This is a genomic window from Trichothermofontia sp. (assembly GCF_053493415.1).
Map to the genome: position 1 here is coordinate 1 of NZ_JBRCAD010000007.1, position 19702 is coordinate 19702.

Below are 19702 nucleotides of genomic sequence, written 5' to 3' on the forward strand. Positions count from 1 at the left end.
GATCTGGGGGAGATGATGGCGGGGGACTGGCGGTTGCGGGATTGGCTAGCACAGCTAGGGCTTTGTTGGCGAGGGCGGTCAGGGCTGGGTCATCGATTGCGAGTAACCGTTGGCAAAGATCGCGGGCGGCATCCGTTTGCCCGGTAGCTTGATAGGCTTTGAGCAAACCCCGCTGGGCTTGCAAAAAGTCCAGCGATCGGGAGTTAGGGCATTGCTGGGAAAAGGCAACTAGCGGGGCGATCGCGTCCGCATAACGTTCCTGGCGGATGGCCTTGATCCCCTCCTGGAGCAGTTCGGTAGCAGAAGACATAGATAGCGCCGTTGCGAAAGGTTGACGGTGAATCAGGGTGATGCGGAGGCGAACAGCGATGGGCCGTCGTCGCTGGCTCAAGGCACAGGGCTGTGTCTTGGGGGAGAGAGCTGGCGGCGCGGTTGCGCGCTCTTGCTCTTTTTTAAGGTCAGGGTGCCCACCACGATCGCATTTACTAACAGGTACAGATCCTTACCTCCAGTTTTAATTTATCGATACAAGCCTTGCCAAGGGGGCGCTTTTTGTTGCGTTGCGTAAACAAGTTTATTTTTTTTGTAATCTTGGCGACTTTTTTCTCAGAATTTAGCCAAACTGATTAATTAGGTAGTACTGGTAGGGGTTACCAGAAGATTGAGTGACCCGTTGAGATGCTAGCGCCTGATGTGGCGATCGCTGGCCGTGGGTGTGACTTGCGGGTAGGTGTGCCGAATTGGGTGGGCTAGCGCATGGCTTTCTATCTTCTGCCAACCCTAGAGCAAGTCGATTGTGAACCCACGAAGTAGGAGGGTGGTCTCCTAACGGAAAGCTTTGGCGGGAGTGCCTGGGATACCTAGGAATTCCCGAAAGGGTTTAACGTGTTAAAAGGTTCTCAATCGGCTTTTTGTTGTTGTCATGATTAAGCTTCTTCACCTGTCTGACATTCATTTAGGTAGTGGGTTTTCCCACGGGCGGGTGAATCCCCAAACGGGATTGAATACGCGCTTGGAGGATTTTGTACAAACGCTGACGCGCTGTATCGATCGCGCCTTAGCCGAACCCGTGGATTTAGTGCTGTTTGGGGGGGATGCTTTCCCCGATGCAACCCCGCCACCGTTGGTCCAAGAGGCATTTGCTCAGCAATTTTGTCGCCTAGTGACGGCCCAAATCCCCACAGTGTTGTTGGTGGGCAATCACGATCAACACGCCCAGGGACAGGGGGGGGCGAGTTTGTGTATTTATCGTACGCTAGGGGTGCCAGGTTTTGTGGTCGGTGATCGCCTGGAAACCCACCGCCTTAGTACCCCTAATGGCCCGGTGCAGATCATTACTCTCCCCTGGCTAACGCGATCGATGTTGTTAACGCGACCGGAAACAGAGGGTCTATCGCTCGCGGCGGTCAATCAGTTACTTATTGATCGGCTACGGATTGCCTTGGAGGGGGAAATTCGTGGGTTAGATCCGGATGTGCCCACGGTGTTGTTAGGGCACCTGATGGTGGATACGGCCCGCTATGGAGCAGAGCGATTTTTAGCGGTGGGTAAGGGCTTTACGGTACCCCTCTCTGTGTTGACCCGTGATTGTTTTGATTATGTGGCCCTGGGCCATGTCCATCGTCACCAAGTCCTGTCGCAAAACCCCTGGGTTGTCTATCCCGGCAGTATTGAACGGGTAGATTTCAGTGAAGAGAAGGAAGACAAGGGGTTTGTGTTAGTTGATCTGGTGCGGGGGCAGACTCAGATGCAATTTTGCCCCTTACCTGTGCGGCGCTTTTTGACCCTTCAGGTGGATCTGACCAGTGGGGATGATCCCCAGGCCATGTTGTTGGCGGCGATCGTGCCGGAGCAGGTGCAGGATGCGGTGGTGCGGTTGATCTACCAGGTGCGGGCTGAACAGTTGGCCGCGATCGATAATAGTGCGATCCACGCTGCTCTAGCGATCGCCCATAGTTATACGATCCAGCCGGAATTGGTGAGTGAGTTGGTGCGATCGCGTCTCCCGGAGTTAGGGGTAGGGGTGAACATCGAACCCTTAGCTGCGCTGAAGGCTTATCTGAATAGCCGGGCTGATCTTCAGGAACTGGCCCCCGATCTCTTAGCGACGGCTCAGGTCATGCTGAACGGCCATGCGTTGGAGCGGCTTGATGTTGCTGGGAAGCCCTCAAGGGTGGCCGAGGCTGTCTCGGTAGCAAGCAACGAGCTGACAACGCTGCCTCCAACAATTTCCCCCTCTGAGCCACCCAAGCTAACAGAGTCACCAGCCCATTACACAACAGAAACCCAGTTGCGGTTAATTTGAGGACACCTCGAAGAAGACCCATTTTGCGCTCCTAAGCAATATGATCCTGTCGGTTTGGGCAGTTGAAGTGCCCCTGTCCCTAGGCCAGGTTAAGCGAAGTGCCCTTGAGTGTTTCATTTAATATGAATAAGCGGTTTGAGAGTTTTTGTCCCGTTCTTTGTCGCATTATTTTATGTCATTGGCTTGGTGGCTGTAGCCCATAAGTTGAGATCGTCTTCCGTCACTTCAACCTTGCTAAAACCAGCTTGTCGAAGTTTTTCAGCCAAGGTTTTAGCGGTAAAGCCAGTCTTATGAGCCATAAAGTGATTTCCCCTGGCAATATCGTAACCATAACCATAGAGGATATCGATCGCGGCGATCGGCCCAGCGGCTGAAACGTAAAGAGGTTCTTCAAGTTTTCCTTGGGCAACCTGCTCAGCGACTCGCCGTAAGTCGGGCAGGGTGATTAGGGCATAGCCACCTGGTTTCAAGACGCGGTAGAACTCTGAGAGGGCAGTAGGCACTTCATGGTAGTAGAGATGTTCAAGGTTATGGGAAGAATACACCACATCTACTGAACTAGCTCCAACGGCACTGAGATCGGTAATGGACCCAAGTAGATCTGGTTGTACCGATGGATCAATATCGAGGCGAACTTCGCGCCATTCGGGTGATCGAAATTGTTGGGGTAATTTATTTGGATCAGGTGAACCACATCCCACATGGAGCAGTAATTTTTGTGCAACACTATCCTGGGAAAAAGTGTCTAGCTTCGGTGATTCCGCTTGCTTAGCAAGGGCAGCCTCCACAACTTCTCGATAGAATTTCTCCAGCGCTTTTAGAGGTTCCTGATCTTCATACAAGAGAGCTTTTTTCTGTTGAATTTTTTTGGAGATAGATTGTCGCCACTCTGCTTCCAAACCCAAGCGCGTGGCGATATCAATATACTCGTCTGGATTACTGGCAATTGTCTCAGTTACACCCATGCGGTTCAAAATACCGTAGGATTGTCGGCCTCGCATCAATTGACCTGGGCAGATAACAATCGGTAAATCATACACTAGGCTATCCAGGGTGGTCAGACAGCCAGAAAACTCAAAGCTGTCTAGAAAGATATCGGCAATTTTATAAAAGTTGAAATAGTTTTTGTATCCTTCTCTAGGTAGAAAAATAAGATAATTATCTGCATTCAAACCATATTTCTTGAAGACAGACTGAAGACGCCTCGCAAATTGTTGAGTAATTTCCGGACTAATGTAGGATTCCACAAACACAAATTTTGCCTGGGGCACTCGCTGCGCGATCGCGGGAAAGACAAAGTCGTATTGCGGCAAGTACTTCTGTAGAGATTGGATACATAGATAGACGATCGCGTCATTAGCAATTCCGTAATCCTGTCGTGATTTGTCAATGTCTGGCTTTACAGACAACTGATTGCAGTAAATACCTAAATTCGGAAGACGAATCAAGGTTTCTGAATAATATTGCTGAGCATCGGGTGATTCCATTAACTCATTCGACAGGAAATAGTCGATAGTTGAGGTACCAGTCGTGATTGGATGTCCCCAGGTCACGCATTGAATGGGAACTAATCGCAGGTTTGCTAATTGCCACATAACTGGCGTCAAGCCAACTTCTAGAAAAACAAGGATATGTAAATTCTGGGCAATGACAGTTTGGGCAATTGTTGCAAGACTATTCTGAGAAAGACTGGTTAAATCATTCGATATTGGGATAAAAACATCGCTATGTAACTTAAATGCTTCAGTGACATGATCAGCTTGGGGATTAATTTGGAAGCAATACACTTCAAATTGGTTACGATCGCGGAATTTCAGCCATTCGTGAAATAAAAGAACAACACCATTCTTAGAAATATTTGCAGAAATATAACCGACTCGAATTTTGCCATCTTTCGTCAGTGGAGGCATCTGCCTAGGTTGGCACCAGTAGGGATAGTTAGCCTTAAGAATGGTATGAATTAGGAAAGACCAGTGCTCTTGAGAATAGCGATCGTTTTGTACTTGATAAATGATATAAAAGTTGTTTTTAAGTTCTGGGAAGGTTAGCGCACCTGCACGTCCTTCAGGTGTTGATAGGTCAAGGTCTTGTAGTAGCTTTTCTAAGCCTTGATTGAATTTCGTTTGGTATGCTTTTAATTGTTCAATACTATCATAAATAATTGGAAGCAAGAAGGATTGCTCAGCTTTAAGATACAAAGCGAGCGGTAAGTATTGGCTACCTTTCTGGGCGACTGCGATCGCTTCTTCAACCCTACCTGTTGCTTCTAATGCAGTAATCCAGTGATGATAGAGTTCAAGCGATTGGGGATAAGTTTGGCAAGCTGTCTGGTAAACGCGAGCCGCAGATTGAAAATCTCTTAATTCTCGATGGGCTTGCGCCAACGCCAAATAGAGATCCAGTGTTGGCGTTGCTAATTCACAGCAACGTTGATAATGCACGATCGCAGATTCATAGTCTTTTCTATAGTAGCTAGCATTGCCAAAATAGCGTTCTGCAAGGGTAAGGTTATGAGTATGCTGATATAGAATTGCAAGATTATAGTGAGTATCAGAATTGCGAGGCTCTAGGCTAATTGCAGTACGATATGTTTCAATTGCCTCATCCAATCGATCCTGGCAGAAAAGTGTGTTAGCCAAATTCACATAACTACCTGGAAATTTAGAGTTAATAGAAATGGCTTTTCGGAATAAAAGCTCAGCATTTTCTATCTCATTGATCTGCATCAGCAGATTACCAAGATTATTATATGCTAAAACATTATGAGTATCTAAATTAATAGCAGTTTCATAGGCTTTAATTGCATTATTTTTATCTTCAAGTGCTGTAAAAATAAGGCCAAAGTTATAATAAATAATTGATGAGGATGGATTGATATTTAATGCATGATTCAACATTTTTAGTGCCAAATCATATTGTTGTTGTAGGTAGTATGCTGTCCCAAGATTTTGCCATATATTTGGATCGTCGGGTGTCCAAAATAAGGCATCTCGATATTTTAAAATTGCCGCTTCTAGCAAGGGCACATGATGTAAAATGAGAGCCTCATGGTAAAGCCTTTTGGCATTAGCTTCTCTTTCGCTATTATGTGCAGTGTATAAAGAGTTCAAATGTTCTTGATTTTTAGTGTATCTATATGGATGAGAAAGTATTTTATTCTGTTGTCGATTCCAGAGATAAATACTTAAGCTTTGCTTTTCAAGCAAACCATTTTTTTCTATTTCAGTAGATGTAAAAATTAGTGAACATTCGGAAGAGGTTAATAAAAAATCTTGACTGGCTTGCTGAACTGATGACCAATCTGTAGCGGTTAGAAAAATCAAAGCTTGATCGGCAAGAAATGGCTTTGCAAGGTTAAGACCCATTAAGATCGAGCGATAGTCATGGGCCGCATCATACACATAGACGCCGATCGTGGGCCGCTCCTGGCTATTCCGAAGATCTGCGAAAAATGCCTCAAAGTCTTGATAGTAAAAGGTGATCTGATCAGATAAGCCACGATCGGCAAGATTTTCAATCAATTGATCAAAATTATCTTGAAACGGATCAAACTCAGAGAAATCATCAACAGCATAGGCGATCGCATGGGAATGATGGGTCAATGCTCCCACTAGGCTGCGCCCTTGAAAACACCCTACTTCACAATAGATCTCATCTGGCCCTAGATAACCAATCGCCAAATTGAGTAGGTATAATAGCTGAGGTGAAGCAGTACCTCGGATTTGCTCGACTATTTCAGTCACCCAGTCTGGATACTGTCTGCTCTTAGGAAGGTTTTGGTTACTGTCATCAGCGATCGCCGAGGTGGCCAGTGCCGTTAAAAATGCTTGACAATCCATAATATATGGGCTACAGGGACAGTACTGATTGCCGATTATAGTCTAGTCTACCCCGATCCCTTGTCTAAACTAAACACGCAGCTCAAAGTGGTCAGGAAAACAGGCACGGGCTAAGATGTTACCAGCCTTGGTACTGCTTCAATCGATGTCCTAGCCTAGGATTTGCGGGCATTGGACAGAGACTGTGAATCAGTGACGTTATTTTATTGTCATCAATAGTTGACTGTTAATATGGATTGTCAATCATTTCTGAAACAATTGCCTGAGTTGTATGAAAACTGGGATCAGGATACCCTGGAACCGCGTGATCAAACATTCAAAACCCTGTTGAATACACTTCAAGGCGATACAAATTTTAATATTTTGCAACTTTTGAATCATGCCGTTAGTTGCCTAGAAAAGAATGAAGTTTACTGTGAGGTCGGACAGGTACAGGGTGTCACCCTAGCAGGTGCATTACTCAACCATCCCCATTGTGTTGCATGGGCGATCGATGATTTTGCAAACACTGAAGACCCAGAAACTGCCTTTGAAGAATTGGTGGTACAACTTGATCAGTATGGCCTGACCGAGCAGGTATTACTCCACAGTCAGACAGTGACAAATTTTTTATATGAACTTCGCTCCCTGGAAATTACAGAAAAAATTGGTGTTTACTATTATCGTGGTCCGTTTGATTATCGATCGCAACTTTTAGGATTATCGATTGTTAAAGATTTTTTAGCTGATCAGGCATTGCTCATTATTGATAATAATAATTATCCCAGTGTACAGCAAGCCATTTGGGATTTTATTTTACTCCAGCCCCAATGCCAGAGTCTTCTCAACTACAAAACTCGTTCTGAGAAAGATTCGACCTTTTATAATGGCATTCATCTACTTAAATGGGATGCTAATTCCAAAACAAGTCAATATGATTTAATTGAATTTGAACGTCATCAGCAACAATATTTTTTACGTTATCTACAAAAGTCTAATGCTGAATTTATCGAAAAAAATAAGCAACTCCGTCAGCTTGTTAAGGAAGCGGCTGCTCTGCATTACTCTGGCTACTGGATTGAAGCAGTTAACAAGTATTTAACCTATTTGAATGAAAATAAATTTGATGCTGAAGTATGGCATGATTTGGGTATGACTTTTTTTAAGTTAGAAAACTATAACGATGCTCTATCGGCACTACAAAGGTCACTTGAGCTTGACGATTCCAAAGCACTTCGATACTACAGCTTAGGTCTGGTATTGCAGCACGCTGGACAATTAAATGATGCAATCGTGGCTTATCAAGAAGCTATTCAGCGCGATGTCAACATGATTGATGCCTATAATAATATGGGAACTTTGCTGATGCAGCAAGGTAATCTCGAAGCGGCTGAACAGATCTATCAGCAGGCGATCGCGATTAAACCTGATCACTTTGGGGCCTATCTAAATCTCGGCAATATTTTATTTGTGCTGCGCAAGTTTGAGGACGCGATCGCGGCCTATCAGGCCGCACGACGTTATGAACCGAATTATCCCGACACCTTAATGAACTTGGCGATCGCGTTACAGGAAAAAGGAGATATATCGCAAGCAAATCTATACTATGCCAAAGCCTATCAAGCCCTGGGCGACTATACCTCAGCCAGTCAGTACTATCAACAATATTTACAGCAAAATCCTGCTAGTCCTGAAATTTATCTGGAGCTTGCCGATGCGTATAAGATCATCAACTTGTACCAAGAAGCCATTCAAACTTGTCAACAAGGCGCACAACGCTATCCCGATAATCCTGAATTTCCGCTGAAGCTTGTTCACATTTTACAGGATGCGGGGCGAACCCAGGAGGCCGTCCAAATTGCCCAGGAGGCTGCGCAGCAGTTTCCCAATCACCTTTTTCTGAAACTAGCGATTGGTCTTACCTTGCCGATTATTTATGAATCCGAAGCAGAAATTAATACCTATCGCGCACACTTTACGACTTCCCTCGCCCAATTAGTTGCGGAAACTTCCTTGGAAACGCTGCCTGAGCGCCAGCAAGCGATGCATAGCCTGAGTCGGCGGACAACTTTTTTGTTGCAATATCAAGGTAAGAACGATCGCTCGCTTCAGCAAACCTATGGCGCGTTCGTCCAGCGGGTAATGGCAGCCAACTATCCCCAATGGTCCCAGCCCCGATCGCTGCCGCCCCTTAGCCCTGGCCATCGTCTGCGGATTGGCTATATTTCCGATTGTCTGCGCTTCCATACGGTGGGTCAACTTTTTTTAGGCTGGGTCAAACATGCTGATCATCAGCAATTTGAAACCTATTGCTATCACCTCAACACAATTCAAGATCAAAATACTCAAAAGTATCGAATATACAGCACCGCTTTTCGCCATCTCCCTAATGAAATCGAAACCATCGCCCAACAAATTCTGGCAGATCAATTGCATATTCTTGTCTTTTTAGATCTGGGTATGTATCCCAAGGCAACTCAAATTGCGGGCCTGCGTTTGGCACCGATTCAATGCTTGACTTGGGGGCATCCCATCACTTCGGGTTTACCAACAATTGATTATTTTCTAACCAGTGATCTAATGGAACCGGAAGCTGGTGCTGAACATTATACGGAGCAGCTTATTCGTCTACCCAATATCAGTATTGCCTACGAAAAGCCGATTGTACCGACGATTAAAAATCCTCGTCACGAATTTGGCTTTACAGAACAGGATATAGTTTATCTATCCTGTCAATCCTTGTTTAAGTATTTGCCCCAATATGACTTTATTTTTCCCGCGATCGCGCACCAAGTCAAGCACGCTCGTTTTGCCTTTCTTTCCCACGCTAGCCAATATATTACCGATAAGTTACGCGAGCGACTGTATCGAGCCTTCAAGGAATTTAACCTAAATCATGAGGAATTTTGCATCTTTTTACCACGCTTAAACCATCAACCCTACCTGCGCTTGAATTTAGCGGCGGACATTTTCCTGGATACCTTAAGTTGGTCAGGGGGAAATACAACCCTAGAGGCGATCGCCTGTGGATTACCGGTGGTGACCTGTCCCGGTGAATTTATGCGGGGACGCCATGCCTATGGAATTTTGCGACAAATGGGGGTGACAGCCACGATCGCCCATAATGAATCTGAGTACATCGAAATTGCCGTGCGATTAGGCCAAGATCCGGCGTGGCGGGCAGAAATCTGTCAGCAAATGCAAGCGGGTCAGGCGCAATTATATGAAGATGTCACCTGTGTGCGGGCCTTAGAAGATTTCTATTGGCAAGTGACTGGATTGGCGCGGGATTAGATTGTACTGTGTTCCCGTATCACCCCAACCCAGGAGACCCCCTAGCTACGGCTCCGCCCGCAGGCTAAACACACAGGTACAGAAGATTCTCCTGCAGAGACGCTACGCGAACGAAAACAATTGTGGGGTAGGCATCCTGCCTGCCCCGGAGACAGCCGAGACGGCCATTCCACGTTCAATTTATGATCTACTGAGGCTAAGATATAATCGTAACCTTTACTCCCTACTTCCTGCTTAGACAAGAACCCTCCTGAATTATGGACTATCAAGCCTTTTTAGAACAGTTACCTTCTTTATATCTCCAATGGGGACAAGAGACCGTTGTTCCCAAGGAAGAAACCTTTCAAGCGATCTTAAATACCCTACCGGGGGAAACCAGTTGTAATATTTTGCAACTTTTGAATTGTGCAGTGGGTTACTTGGCTCCTACCGAAGTTTACTGTGAAGTGGGTCCTGTGCAGGGGATAACGCTAGTAGGTGCATTGCTCAATCATCCCGATTGTATCGCCTGGACGATCGGTGATTTTGGCACTACGGATGATCCAGAAATTGCCTTTGAAGAATTAGTCAATCAACTGGAAGAATTTGGTTTGGCTGATCAGGTTTTACTTCATAATCAAACGATCGAAAGCTTTTTTTATGAATTACGTTCATTAGCGATTACTGAAAAAATCGGAATTTATTATTATCGAGGATTATTAGACTACCGATCGCAACTACTGAGTCTTGCATTAGCCAAAGAATTTCTGGCTGATCAAGCTCTAATTATTGTTGATAACAGTAATCGAGAAGACGTTGAGCAAGCAATTATCGATTTCATACTTTTAAATCCTGAATGTCGAAATTTGCTCAATCTCAAGACAAGATCTGACAGACATTCGAGTTTTTACAATGGTATTCATCTCCTCAGTTGGGACAGTCAAAATAAGCAAGAATATGAGTTTGAAGAAATCGAACGCCAACAACAAAAATACTTCCTGGAGTATTTCAAAACAGCCAATATTCAATTTATCGAGAAAAACGATCAATTAAAACAACTCCTAAGAGAGGCAGCTTCTCTCCATTATGCAGGCCGCTGGGTAGAAGCGATCCAGAAATACCTCACGTATTTGCAGGAGAATGAGTTTGATGCGGAAGCTTGGCATGATCTGGGAATGACATTCTTTAAGTTAGGAAACTATACTGATGCCTTGCGAGCCGTATACACGTCACTCAATCTTGATGATACCTCAGGTCTCAGGTACTATAGCCTAGGTTTAATTTTACAGAATGATGACAAGAAAAGTGACGCTATCTCAGCATATTACAAGGCAATTGAGTATGATCCAATTTTGATCGATGCCTATAATAATCTCGGTAATCTTCTAATGAACCAGGGAGATCTGGTGACTGCTGAGCAGATTTATCGACAAGCTATCAATCTTCAGCCAGATCATTTTGGAACATACTTAAACTTAGGAAATGTATTATTGCATCTTAATAAGGTAGAAGATGCAGTTTCTGTCTATCAAATAGCTCTTAGATATCAACCTGATCATCCAGATATTCTCATAAATTTATTAATTGGATTGAAAGCGGTTGGTCAACCTGAAGTAGTGATAGAAACAGCCCAAGGAGCCTCCGAAAAATTTCCAGATCTACTCATCTTCAAGTTTTTTATATGGTTTACTTTGCCGATTATTTATGAATCAACACTTGAAGTTGACCTTTGGCGAAATCGCTTTACTCAAGCCTTGGAAGAATTTGCAGAAACTATTCGGCTAGATACACCAGAGGATAACCATAAGTGGGTGGCTATTTTAGATTACGGTACAACGTTCTTCTTGCAATATCAAGGTAAGAACGATCGCCATTTACAACGGCTTTATGGAGAATCTGTTCATCGGATTATGGCCGCTAACTATCCTCAATGGGTACAACCACTGCCGATGTATCCCCTGAGCAATAGCGGTCGTCTGCGGGTTGGCTATGTTTCCCATTGTCTGAAGTCCCATACTGTAGATTTCCTGTTTAGTGGCTGGGTCAAGTATGCAGATCGAGAACGCTTTGAAATATATTGCTATCACCTCGATACTGTTCAAGATCACAGGACGGAAAAGTATCGGCTCTACAGTCATGCTTTTCACCATATCCCCAATAACCTGGAAGCAGTTTGCCAGCAAATTATCAACGATCGCCTTCACATTCTGGTCTTTTTGGATCTGGGTATGTACGCATTGCCAACTCAAATCGCCGCCTTGCGCTTAGCCCCGATCCAGTGTTTGACTTGGGGCCACCCCATTACGTCGGGTTTGCCTACGATCGATTATTTTTTAACTAGTGATCTCATGGAACCGGAGGATGGTGAAAAACATTATACAGAGCAACTAGTTCGCTTGCCCAATATTAGCATTGCCTACGAAAAACCGATTATTCCCGAAGTTGAGAATCCACGTACTGAATTTGGTTTAGCTGCCCAGGATATCGTGTATCTCTCCTGTCAATCTTTGTTTAAATACTTGCCTCAATACGATTTTATTTTTCCCGCGATCGCGCAGCAGGTTAAACAAGCTCGCCTTGTTTTTATATCCTACTATAGTCAATATGTAACGAATAAATTTCGGAAACGCTTGCATCAAGCTTTTAAAGAGTTTGGCTTAAATTACGAGGAATTTTGTATATTTTCACCACCTTTAAAGCATTCAGCTTACCTGAGACTGAATCTAGCTGCCGACATTTTTTTAGATACGCTGAGTTGGTCAGGCGGACGGACAACTTTAGAGGCGATCGCGTGTGGTTTACCAGTAGTGACCTGTCCCGGTGAATTTATGCGGGGTCGCCATGCCTATGGTATCTTGCGGCAAATGGGGGTGACGGCCACGATCGCCCACAGTGAATCTGAGTACATCGAAATTGCCGTGCGGTTAGGTCAAGATCCGGCATGGCGGGCGGAAATCGGTCAGCAAATGCAAGCGGGTCAGGCGCAACTATATGAAGATATCACCAGTGTGCGGGCATTAGAGGACTTTTATTGGCAGGTAACGGGTTTGTCATCCAAGCCTCAAGCATGACCAAGGCACTAAGCACGCTAAGCAACACAAAGATCTTGGTGCCCCTGCGTGTTCTTAGTGCCTGAGCGGTGAACCTACCGCTCTACGTTCCCCCTACTCCCCAGCCCCGATCGCCGCCATCCCTAGCTTCTCGGCCCGAATCTCCGCCTCCGCCATCACCGTTGCCAACGATTCCAACAACTCACCAGGATGCTTTTCCAACACCCGTGTCGAGAGAGAAACCCGACCTTTCCACTCATCCAAATCAACAATAACGGCCTTGATCGTTTGCCCAATTTCAAACAGAACGGGCAAGGAAGCAATATAGGTTTGACTGATTTGTTTAATGTGCAGCAGGGCTGTGGTACCCCCAATATCCACAAACAGCCCATAGGGTTTGATACTGACGATCGTGCCCTCCACCAACTGGCCGATCGCCAGCCGACTGATATTGGCTGATCGCGAAGCCAGCCGTTCCGACAAAACCAATTTTTTCGCGTCTGGGTCCACGGTTAAAAAGGTCACAGCCAGACGCTGGCCCACCAGGGTTTCCAACTCATCCCGCATACTCAGGTGTGAACGGGGGATAAACCCCCGCAAGCCTTGAGCATCCACAATCAGGCCACCCTTATTGGTACCTGTTACCTGTACCGTCAGGGTTTGGTTACTCGCTTGTAGCTCTAGCAGGCTGTCCCAGGCTTGCTTCAGGGCCAGTTGGCGCAGGGATAGCATCACCTGACCATCGGCATTTTGCTCCCGCACGATGAGGAACTCCCGCTCTTCCTGGATCGGCAGGAGTTGGGTTAAGTCCGCTGTGGCACTGAGGGACGCTTCCTGCCGAGGCAAAAAGGCCAGAGACTTTGCCCCAATATCAATGTAAACGCCATCCGGCTCGTGGCTATAGACTTTGCCCCGAATGCTTTGCCCCCTCTGGAACTGGTAGTCGTGTTGCTCTAGGGCCTTCGCAAAGTCTTCCATCGAAAACTCGGCAACAGTGGACTGGGGGCGGGGTGATTTGGAACTCATGATCTGTCAATAAAACGTGCGAATAAACGAACTCACTAAGCGAGCAGGCAGGGAGTGGTCACCCTGGGTCTCAATCCTGTTCCTTCAGCATAGTCAGGACTTGCCCACTTTGCACAGACAACCTGGGCGATCGCGCCTCAGGTACGCTCACCAAACCCCAAATAGCCCCTGGGAGTAATGAGCCAATCCCCGTGGCGGCGGGTGCTTTGGTTCCCAATCAGCACCACGGTTAGCATATCGATCGCCGACTCAAGCATTTGGCCCAGGGTCGTCAGGGTAATCTGTTCATCCGCACGGTAGGCCGCCCGGACAAGGGCAACCGGGGTATCGGGAGCACGGTAGGCAAGGAAAATCGCCTGGGCCTGCTGGATTTGTTCGGTGCGGGCCTGCGATCGCGGATTGTAGAGCGCAGTGACAAAATCCGCCTGCGCCGCCGCTTGGAGGCGTTTTTCAATGACCGGCCAGGGCGTCAACAAATCACTGAGGCTAATTGCACAAAAGTCATGCATCAGGGGGGCACCCACCCGCGCCGCTGCCGCTTGCATCGCGGTAATCCCTGGAAAAACCTGCACAGCAGGCCGTTGGCCATCCCACCCCTGACGCCCCAATTCCTCCAGGACCAAGCCCGCCATCCCATAAATGCCACAGTCGCCCGAAGAGACCACCGCCACCGATAACCCCCAGTTAGCCAGCGCGATCGCCCGTTCGGCCCGCTGCCGTTCTTGGGTAATGGGCATCGATTCGATCAGTTGGCCCGATCGCAGGCAGGGGCGAATCAGGTCGATATAGAGGGAATAGCCGATCACCGCATCGGCAGCACTCAGGGCGGCTTGGGCGGCGGGGGTAATTTGCGCCAACTGGCCCGGGCCCGTCCCCACCAACCAGAGTTGGCCCGATCGCCCCGTATATTCGACATTGGCTTGGGCGATCGCGACGGTGACAGCTCCCGGTTGACCCGGCAGGCGCACAATCTGTTTGGAAACCCGCAGACAGGGGGACGGAGCAGCTCCCAGTACACGGTCTACCTGGGCTGCCGCTAACAGGGCCGCCGCCTCGGCCACACTGGGGGTTGCCACCACCGCCGCCACAATGTCCGAAGGGGTTGGTACCGGCACCGATCGCAATTGTTCTGCCGTGAAGCAGATTAGGGGTAGATCGCGATCGCGGCAGAAGGCCAGCAATCCCGCCTCATCGGCCTTGCGATCGATCGTGGCAATACCCGCGATCGCCGCTGGCGCTAAGCCTTGGCTGGCGAGGGCAGTGGTCACGGCTGTGGCAATCACCGCTGGGGCTGTCCCGCGTTCGCAACCCAGCCCAACCCACAGGACACGGGGATACCACTGCACCTGGGGACCTGTCACAATCGGGGCGGTTGGCTCCGGTATCCGGACCTGGGCGCTAATCCACACCTGGGGCAGTTGGGCCGCCGAGTCTGCCCCTAATCCCTCTGTTGTTGAGGCCACTGGCTCTTGTGCCCCTGGGTCTACTGGGGTGGGGGGCGCTGGTGGGACAACTGGGGGCACCGTAACGTGGCGGATGGGGGCTGCCGGACCAATCGTGGCCTGCCACAGGGCTGCACCTGCGGTTTGGATGACCTGCACTGTTTCCCCACGGGCGATCGCGGCACTCACCGCTGTCCACTCCCCCGGCCCCCGTCGCCACCCAAAGGGGATACCCCAGGTATCAACAGCCGGCTGCTGACGGTGGTGGGCCGCCCCAGTCAGGATTGGCGTTGCACCCAGATAACGAGCGACCACTTGAGCCAGACGATCGGCCCCGCCCTGGTGCCCCCCGCACAGGCTAATGACCACCTGGGCGGCTTCATCCACCACGACGATCGCCGGATCGGTCGCCTTATTCGCCAACAACGGCGCAATCAAACGCACAACCGCCCCCGTCGCCAGACAGCCAATCAGACCGCGATGATTGGCCCAGAGTTGGCCCATGTGATCCCGTAGGGGTCCCGTATAGGGGCGTAGGTGCGATCGCTCGACGGTATCCGGCAGGCCAGCCGCGATCGCGCTGGGTATCCATAACGGTAAATATTCGTTCGCCAGGGGTAGCAGGGTGTTGACACCCGTGGGGGTCACCGCGATCGCGGCTAAGGGTTGAAAGGACTCAAACAAGATCTTCGCGGCTGGGGATGGGCTGATTGGCATAAACAGTAGGTATAGCCCGCTTCGATGACGGTCGGCAAGACAAAAAAAGACAAGCGTCTGGCGGTCTACAGGCGCTCGCAACCATAACGCGATTGGAATTCTGGGTAAACGGGGAGGAGATTGATGGCCATGCTATCGCAATCTCAGGTGATTTATGGGCATTTGGATAGATTTTCTCTGATTGCTGTGGGCGAAACTGTCTATAATGACTTGTTAACATGGAACTGTAAACATATTTATTGTCAACGCTCAAATTCAGACGAAGTTGGCAGAAATTAGTCTGAATTTGGGATACGAGTTATCCATAATTTGTACTCCTTACGAACTACTCCTTACGAACTCTTAGGAGATTATAAACTTGAGCAGGAGAACTGAGTACTAATGTCCTGTTACGTTGATGCTGAACCCTATCCCTATCCCTACAATGGTGACCTGCGGCCCGCCAACACGGCCCTGATCATTATTGATATGCAAACCGACTTTTGCGGCCCCGGTGGCTATGTCGATAAGATGGGGTATGACCTATCCCTGACACGGGCACCGATCGCGCCGATCCAAAAACTACTCACCGTGATGCGATCGCGCGGCTACTGCATCCTCCATACCCGCGAAGGGCATCGGCCTGACCTGTCGGACCTGCCGGAAAATAAACGGTGGCGATCGCAACGCATTGGCGCTGGCATTGGCGATCCGGGACCCTGTGGCCGTATCCTCGTGCGGGGGGAACCGGGTTGGGAAATTATCCCCGAATTGGCTCCGCTGCCGGGTGAAGTCGTGATTGATAAACCGGGGAAGGGATCGTTCTATGCCACGGATTTAGACCTAATCCTGAAACTGCGGGGGATTCAAAACCTGATTCTGAGCGGGATTACCACTGACGTGTGTGTGCATACGACCATGCGGGATGCCAACGATCGCGGCTACGAGTGCCTGATGCTATCGGATTGTACGGGGGCAACCGACTATAACAACTACCTAGCCGCCTTACAGATGATCAAAATGCAGGGCGGGGTCTTTGGGGCGGTGGCTACCTCGGCGGCACTCTTGGCGGCAATTCAAGCCCTAGACTAAACCCGAACACGCAGGGTTGGGCGCAGGGTTTTAGGCCCCTCTCCCCCAGGGGGAGGGGGCTATTGAACGCACACTAGCTGAGGGTGGCCTTGAGGGTAAAGGGGCCAGTGCCCCGGTAGGAGCGGACCATCAGGTAATACACCCCTGGCTCGATCGCCTCGACCTTGATCTGCTCATCCGCTGAACTGGTATAGCCCCGGTAGTCAAAATCCCGGAGGGTGGGTTTTGCCCCCTTGCGGACGAAAATATCAAAATCTGCACCAGCAGGCCCCTTGAGATCCAGCGTTAACGTTGGGTTGATTTTCAGTTGGAACATCGCACTTTCACCCACCTTCGCCAGACTCCCCGTGAGTTGATCCCCCGGCTTGAGTTCACGCACATCCCGTTGCTCCTGGGATTGTAGGAAAGCGAGGGCATTGACCAACCCAAAACCGTGGGCGTAGTCAAACCCCAAACTCCCCAGATCATCCGCAGTGCGGCGCAGGAGTTGGCGTAACTGGGCGGGGGAAAGCTGGGCCGGGGGAAAGGCGGTGCGCAGGGCGGCCACCACCCCGGCCACTACGGGACAGGCCGCAGAGGTCCCCCCATCGGCGGCATATACCCCCGACCCGGCGAAATGGGTATAGCCGCAGAGATCAGGTTTTTCCGTGGCTAAGCGGCCTGGTCCCTGGCTGGAGTAGCCCACGCGCACCTTATCAAGGGAGACCCCCGCGATCGTCAACACACTGGGATGGGAGTTGGCCCCGTAGAGGGTGCGGCTCGTTACACCCTGGCAGCGACTATCGGGACACTCGGCCCCGCAGTTGCCCGCCGCGAATAGGATGTCGGCCCCCGCATCCGCCAAACTTTCCACCACAATATTGAAAGGATGGTTGGGGTTATCACTATAGTTACCGGGGTGATTGGCCGGGAAATCCCAGGAAGGGTGAAACATCCCCCAACTGTTATTGACCACTAGGGCAGGCTTATTGGCCCCGGCGGCAGTCAGCAATTGCAGTAGTTGGCTATAGGCTTTGACGGCATCACTGAGGAAACCATCCATAACGGTACTCCCCCCCGCCCGTGAGGTAAGGAGGGCATAGTCCAGCAGGGTGCAGTTGGGAGCCGCAATGCAGGCATCAAAGGCACACATGGTGCCATGATCCACCGGCATATTGCCAAGGGGTAGGTTGGGAATCGGTGCCCAGCTCTTGCTGGCATCAAACTTGGGATTCAGCCCCCGGCTACGCAAGTAATTGATATTGATGCCCGTATCCACGATCGCAACCCACACATTCGAGCCATCCATCCCCCGTGCCCGCAGTTGGGCTACCCCCAGGGCTGTGGCCACCCCCCCGTGATTGCCCATCGGGGCATCCCCCGGACAGATACGGAAGTGGCTAATGCGGGGATCGGCAAACACCCCCACAATGTTGTCATCACGATCCGCTGCCGTTATGAGGCGATCAAGGGCTGCCTGATCGGGTACCTCCCCCCGGACAAGATAGGTTGAGGCTTCGGGGGCTGTATTAAAGCTATACAGGCGACCGACTTCCGTAATGCCCACCTGGGTACGGGGTTGCCGCGCAGGAATCGGCACGGGCGCAAAGCGGACATCCGGAGCCAAACCGGGCAGGGGGCTACTGGGGAGAGCCGCAGCCGTAAAACCAGTGGTCGTCCGGGCTGCCGTTGCCAATTGCGGCTGGTAGCGCATCTGAATCAGTACACGCATGGAAGGCTCCAGGGCTAGGGGGAATCGATCGCTTGAATAGTGACATCGCCGTGGACACCTTTGACTTCCGGATGTTGGGCCATCAGTTGCTCAGCATCCAGCGCACCGACCACCCGCACAACGTAAAGGGATCGCTGGGGGCTAATAAGGACTAAACCGTAATCCGCATCGATCGTCACACCCTGTAAACCAGACAGTTGTTGCACATAGGCCAGGGTATTGTGGGGGGATTCCAGTTGGAGCGTGACCAGGGTTGTGGGCGTGGGTGACATGGCAGTAACAGCCTCCACGGCAAGGAAGAGCAGGGTAGCCTCAGGTGAGCATATCCACCTTAACAAACTTGTGGGATGAGGGGGCACTCTCCCCACGGTCAGGGGACAGCACAAAAAGTTAGCCATGCTTGCGGAACGACCGGGACTCGGTGTGTAGATCCCTGTGACAAGTTCAGAACCCTGACAGGCCAATGGGTTGGATGCTTAGGGGCAGCAGGTTTGGGAACGGTCACCATTTGTTGTTTTTCATTATTGAGTGGATGGTTTCATGGGGGCGCTATGACCGAGCAACCAAGATATCAACAAGACCTGCGCTCAGCGGCTGAGCAAGATTTGCTGAGTGCGCTCTGGCAATCGGACGCCCAATGCTATCCCTGGGACCTGACCCCAGATCTGGCATCCCGCTATTTCGACCCGGTAGAGGCTGAGGCCAATCTCGATGCCTGGGAACCCACACCTGCCCAAAGCCAGGGCTTCTACCGCCATCTGGATCACCTGTGGTTGACGGTGACTGCGGGGGCAACCCCAGCCCCAACCGCTGCCAGCCTCCTCAGCCGTTTACGCGATCGCTTCGCGGGCAAAATTCCCCCAGACTTGCTGACAACGATCGCCCAACGTGCCCAGCAAACCCTACAGGACACACTAGCAACGGGTATTGCACCGGCCCAATCCCGGTTAGACCAATTGGTGTACTGCGTACAGGCGCTCTTACCTACCTGGGGCGAAGAGGATCTGCAAGTCCTGGCCCGACCCCTGGCCTATGCCATGCGGGGGGTTGACCAGCAATCCGCCACCGATCGCCTCCTGGAAACGGTACGCCCGATCGCGTGGGAAGCCCTCTCGGAAATTGAACAGGCCCGTCTCAGCCTGACCATTGCTGACTACGCGCTGAAAACCCTGGCCGTCACCACTATCACAGATGACGAATAACGGGTCAGCCTGACGATTTTGCTGGCGGCAACAGCACCGTGCTACCAGCCGATTTCTTGCCCATTCCCCCCCAGCCCCCAGCGGGTC

At 49.9% G+C, this 19702-nt stretch carries 11 protein-coding genes; 5 read left to right on the forward strand and 6 right to left on the reverse strand.

Features of this window, described 5'->3' with window-relative positions:
• Positions 1–310 (reverse strand): hypothetical protein (locus ACWIUF_RS00650; protein ID WP_448570240.1); only part of this gene is annotated, 310 nt, incomplete at its 3' end.
• Positions 311–922: 612 nt separating this feature from the next.
• On the opposite strand from ACWIUF_RS00650, the gene sbcD reads away from it, so the two are divergent.
• On the forward strand, positions 923–2305 hold the full coding sequence (sbcD, locus tag ACWIUF_RS00655) for an exonuclease subunit SbcD (protein ID WP_448570241.1): 1383 nt from the start codon (positions 923–925) through the stop codon (positions 2303–2305).
• Positions 2306–2475: 170 nt separating this feature from the next.
• Here the strand turns inward: sbcD and ACWIUF_RS00660 are convergent, their stop codons facing one another.
• Positions 2476–6144, reverse strand: coding sequence for a tetratricopeptide repeat protein (locus ACWIUF_RS00660; RefSeq protein WP_448570242.1), 3669 nt, complete (start codon positions 6142–6144; stop codon positions 2476–2478).
• A gap of 231 nt (positions 6145–6375) precedes the next feature.
• Between ACWIUF_RS00660 and ACWIUF_RS00665 the strand changes: the two genes are divergently transcribed.
• Together ACWIUF_RS00665 and ACWIUF_RS00670 are read left to right on the forward strand one after the other, a co-directional pair.
• Complete coding sequence (locus ACWIUF_RS00665) at positions 6376–9417, forward strand: tetratricopeptide repeat protein (RefSeq protein ID WP_448570243.1); 3042 nt, start codon at positions 6376–6378, stop codon at positions 9415–9417.
• Positions 9418–9674: 257 nt separating this feature from the next.
• The gene (locus ACWIUF_RS00670; protein WP_448570244.1) at positions 9675–12467 is read left to right on the forward strand and encodes an O-linked N-acetylglucosamine transferase, SPINDLY family protein; all 2793 of its coding nucleotides are present in this window, start codon (positions 9675–9677) and stop codon (positions 12465–12467) included.
• 93 nt (positions 12468–12560) lie between these two features.
• Here the strand turns inward: ACWIUF_RS00670 and ACWIUF_RS00675 are convergent, their stop codons facing one another.
• On the reverse strand, positions 12561–13472 hold the full coding sequence (locus ACWIUF_RS00675) for a S1 RNA-binding domain-containing protein (protein WP_448570245.1): 912 nt from the start codon (positions 13470–13472) through the stop codon (positions 12561–12563).
• 137 nt (positions 13473–13609) lie between these two features.
• Positions 13610–15598 carry a precorrin-3B C(17)-methyltransferase gene (gene cobJ, locus ACWIUF_RS00680; protein ID WP_448570246.1) on the reverse strand — a complete coding sequence of 663 codons (1989 nt, stop codon included), beginning with the start codon at positions 15596–15598 and terminating at the stop codon, positions 13610–13612.
• A gap of 414 nt (positions 15599–16012) precedes the next feature.
• Here cobJ and biuH point away from each other — a divergent pair, with 414 nt between their 5' ends.
• Positions 16013–16702 carry a biuret amidohydrolase gene (gene biuH / locus ACWIUF_RS00685; protein WP_448570247.1) on the forward strand — a complete coding sequence of 230 codons (690 nt, stop codon included), beginning with the start codon at positions 16013–16015 and terminating at the stop codon, positions 16700–16702.
• 73 nt (positions 16703–16775) lie between these two features.
• Here the strand turns inward: biuH and ACWIUF_RS00690 are convergent, their stop codons facing one another.
• Positions 16776–18413, reverse strand: coding sequence for a S8 family peptidase (locus ACWIUF_RS00690; protein ID WP_448570248.1), 1638 nt, complete (start codon positions 18411–18413; stop codon positions 16776–16778).
• A 14-nt stretch (positions 18414–18427) separates the two neighbouring features.
• Positions 18428–18685, reverse strand: coding sequence for a hypothetical protein (locus tag ACWIUF_RS00695; RefSeq protein WP_448570249.1), 258 nt, complete (start codon positions 18683–18685; stop codon positions 18428–18430).
• 279 nt (positions 18686–18964) lie between these two features.
• On the opposite strand from ACWIUF_RS00695, the gene ACWIUF_RS00700 reads away from it, so the two are divergent.
• Positions 18965–19615, forward strand: coding sequence for a hypothetical protein (locus ACWIUF_RS00700; RefSeq protein ID WP_448570250.1), 651 nt, complete (start codon positions 18965–18967; stop codon positions 19613–19615).
• The last annotated feature ends 87 nt before the right edge of the window (positions 19616–19702 follow it).